The 3,185-nt window shown below is 43.1% G+C and carries 3 protein-coding genes; all 3 read left to right on the forward strand.

The window, feature by feature from the left end; translation table 11 throughout:
- Positions 1–1,229, forward strand: a 1,229-nt coding sequence (locus tag WJQ40_RS00005; protein ID WP_337537496.1) for a flagellin, incomplete at its 5' end; no start/stop codon positions are given.
- Positions 1,230–1,674: 445 nt separating this feature from the next.
- Positions 1,675–2,706, forward strand: coding sequence for a hypothetical protein (locus WJQ40_RS00010; RefSeq protein WP_337537497.1), 1,032 nt, complete (start codon positions 1,675–1,677; stop codon positions 2,704–2,706).
- Between the two features lie 19 nt (positions 2,707–2,725).
- Positions 2,726–3,073, forward strand: coding sequence for a hypothetical protein (locus WJQ40_RS00015; protein WP_337537498.1), 348 nt, complete (start codon positions 2,726–2,728; stop codon positions 3,071–3,073).
- Positions 3,074–3,185: the final 112 nt, after the last annotated feature.

A 3,185-nucleotide genomic window follows, 5' to 3' on the forward strand; every position in this document is an offset into this window, starting at 1 on the left:
AGATCAGAGGTCTGACACAGGCTTCCTCTAACGCACAGGACGGTATCAGTGCAGTGCAGACTGCAGAAGGTGCCCTGAATGAAGTTCAGGATATGCTTCAGAGAATGAATGAGCTGGCTGTTAAATCTGCGAACGGAACTAACTCTGAAACAGATAGAGATTATATCCAGAATGAAATCGACCAGTTAACCACCGAGATTGACCGTGTCGCCGAGACCACCAAGTTCAATGAGACTTATCTTTTGAAGGGTAACAAACAGGTTGCAGGTGAAAAAACAGCTAGTTACAAAACCAATACGCTAAAAAACGGTACGAAGTTATATGATGCGAATGGTGTTGAATTAACAGATGAAACTCTAGATAAGGCAATTACCAATGGAGACAAGGTTTATTCATCTGTCAAAGCGAATGCAGTGTCATCTAACAATGCAGTAACTGCAACAGCTACTGCGAATGCGAAGGATGGGGTTTATACATATAATGCAGCGGATCAAAAATGGTATGCCGCAGATGGAAAAACAGAAATGGCAGATGTTACCCCCAACGGAACTCCCAATAATGGTGATACTATAACTATTAGCCATGTTGGAGATGCAGAAGCTACTGATACAGACTATAATGCAGGTGCTCCTGGAAAACTGTATGATGCCGATGGCAATAAGATTGCAGCCAATGCACTGGACAGCTATTTTGACATTGATACTACTGGTACCGCAACTTTGAAGGAAGGCAAGAAGCTTTATACGGATGAGAAAGGCACTACTGCTCTGCAGAATGCGGACATTACTAACTACATTGATACTACTGGAATCAAGACAGCAGCATTAACACTGAAATTACATGTTGGTGCAGATGCAACTGACAACAATCAGATTTCTGTTGATATTGATGCTATGAGCGCAGCAGGACTTGGCGTTAAGAATCTGAAGGTTGATGGGGCAGATGACACCAATGCAAAGAATGCAATTGATACCATCAAGGCTGCTATTCAGACTGTTTCCACTCAGCGTTCCGCACTTGGTGCAGTTCAGAACAGACTTGAGCACACCATCAACAACCTGGATAACGTAGTTGAGAATACCACCAGCGCAGAGAGCCAGATCCGTGATACCGATATGGCTACAGAGATGGTTAAGTACTCCAACAACAATATCCTGTCTCAGGCAGGTCAGGCTATGCTGGCTCAGGCTAATCAGTCTAACCAGGGTGTACTTTCCTTATTACAGTAATTTCTGTAAGAGTAAAATTGCAAAGATGAATTGTGAAGAAGAGGTCGGATTTTCCGGCCTTTTCTTATGCCATAGGAAATTACTTCGTAATGTTCCAATGACATAAAAAAGCCCTCCGGGCAGGATTCTTTCTTATTCTGCGAAAAAATGGATTATTGACCTGTGGTGAGAATCTGCAGCTGGAGGTAGATTTCGATATCCTATGTATATAACGGAAAAACATTTATTGCATAATGAAAACTTCTATGCTACACTCAAACCAAAGCATAGAAGTTTTCTTATTTTCGGACAAAGTCCTTTCTTAAGATCAGAAGCCTTCCTGCCAGGAAGCGCTCTGATATTCTAAAAGATCAGAAAATCCATGCTTTTCAATCCAACATTAAATTGAACAGGCAGGGGATTTTCAAAACCCATAGAAAGCTCCTGCACGCAAAGGAGGAATCATATGGGAAAATACGATATGTGCATGAAGACGTATCTGCAGGACAAAAGGCGGTTTGCGGATCTCTTCAATGGCAGCTGCTTTCAGGGAAGGCAGGTCATCCGGGCAGAGGATCTGGAGGAGGCTTCGGAGAACTATGTGGCCGCGGAGGAAAAGCAGCCAGGAAAGCCACTGCAAAAAGGAACGGAGATCATCCGTGATGTGAAAATGAGGTACCGTTCAGGGATGATCCTGCAGGTGCTGGCGGTAGAAAACCAAAGCTACATAGACTATGGCATGCCGGTTCGGTGCATGGGCTATGATGCTGCAGAGTACAGCAGACAGCTGAAGGAGAGAAAGCAGGAACGGAGGCTTCTTGCAAGGCATAAGGAAGAACATAAGAAAGAGCTGAAAACCACCATAGATGAAAGACTTTCAGGGATCCTGAGATCAGACAGGCTACATCCGGTTTATACGATCTGCCTCTACAGCGGGGAGGAACCATGGGACGGGCCAAGGAAGCTGTCAGATATGATGGAGTTTGATCCAGAGGATGAGAATCTGAGAGTGTTATTTGAAGAATACCATTTGCATCTATTCTGCATTAATGAACAGAATGGGTTTGATACATTCCATTCCGGTTTAAGGCATCTGTTTTGTGCGATGAACTGCCGGAAGGATAAAGAGAGGATGGCAGAGCTGATGAAAAATGAGGCTTATTCTCACCTGAGCAAAGAAACCTGGGAAGCGATAGCAGTCATGACAGACAATGCAGCAATGCTTCAGAAGAAGGATAAGTATAAAACAGAAAACGGGAAAGAGGAGGAATACAACATGTGCCAGGCGTTGGAAGAATTGATGGAAGAGAGAGAAATCATGGGAGAAAGAAGGGGCAGAAGAGAAGGCAGAAATGAAGGAAGAAACGAAGGCACTTTGGAAAAGACGAAAACCGTAGTCCGAAATATGCTGGATCGGGGATATGAAATAGAGGATATCTGTGCCATAGCAGGATGTGAGGCTTCATTTGTAGAAGAGGTGAAAAAGGATCTAATATAAAGAGAGGATGTCAGAGCTGATGAAAAATGAAGCTTATGCTCATCTGAGCAAAGAAACCTGGGAAGCAATAGCAGTCATGACAGATAATGCAGCAATGCTTCAGAAGAAGGATTTATATAAGACCATAAACGGGGAAGAGGAGGAATACAACATGTGCCAGGCATTGGAAGAATTGATGGAGGATAACAGAAATGAAGGCAGAAGAGAAGGCAGAAATGAAGGAAGAAATGAAGGCACTTTGGAAAAGACGAAAATCGTAGTCCGAAATATGCTGGATCGGGGATATGAAATAGAGGATATCTGCGCCATAGCAGGATGTGAGGCTTCTTTTGTAGAAGAGGTGAAAAAGGAACTGTTCCTGCAGTGACCTGAGCTAAAATTGGAATAACGGAAAAACATTTATTGCATAATGAAAACTTCTATTCTACACTCAAACCAAAGCATAGAAGTTTTCTTATTTTCGGACAAAGTCCTTTCTT

The sequence above is a fragment of the Suilimivivens sp. genome (assembly GCF_037359455.1).
GTDB classification, from domain to species: domain Bacteria; phylum Bacillota; class Clostridia; order Lachnospirales; family Lachnospiraceae; genus Suilimivivens; species Suilimivivens aceti.

Bases quoted from the DNA above. Each gene is read 5' to 3' on its own strand.
- WJQ40_RS00015 (WP_337537498.1), top strand. From the start codon at position 2,726: ATGAAAAATGAAGCTTATGCTCATCTGAGCAAAGAAACCTGGGAAGCA.
- WJQ40_RS00010 (WP_337537497.1), top strand. From the start codon at position 1,675: ATGGGAAAATACGATATGTGCATGAAGACGTATCTGCAGGACAAAAGG.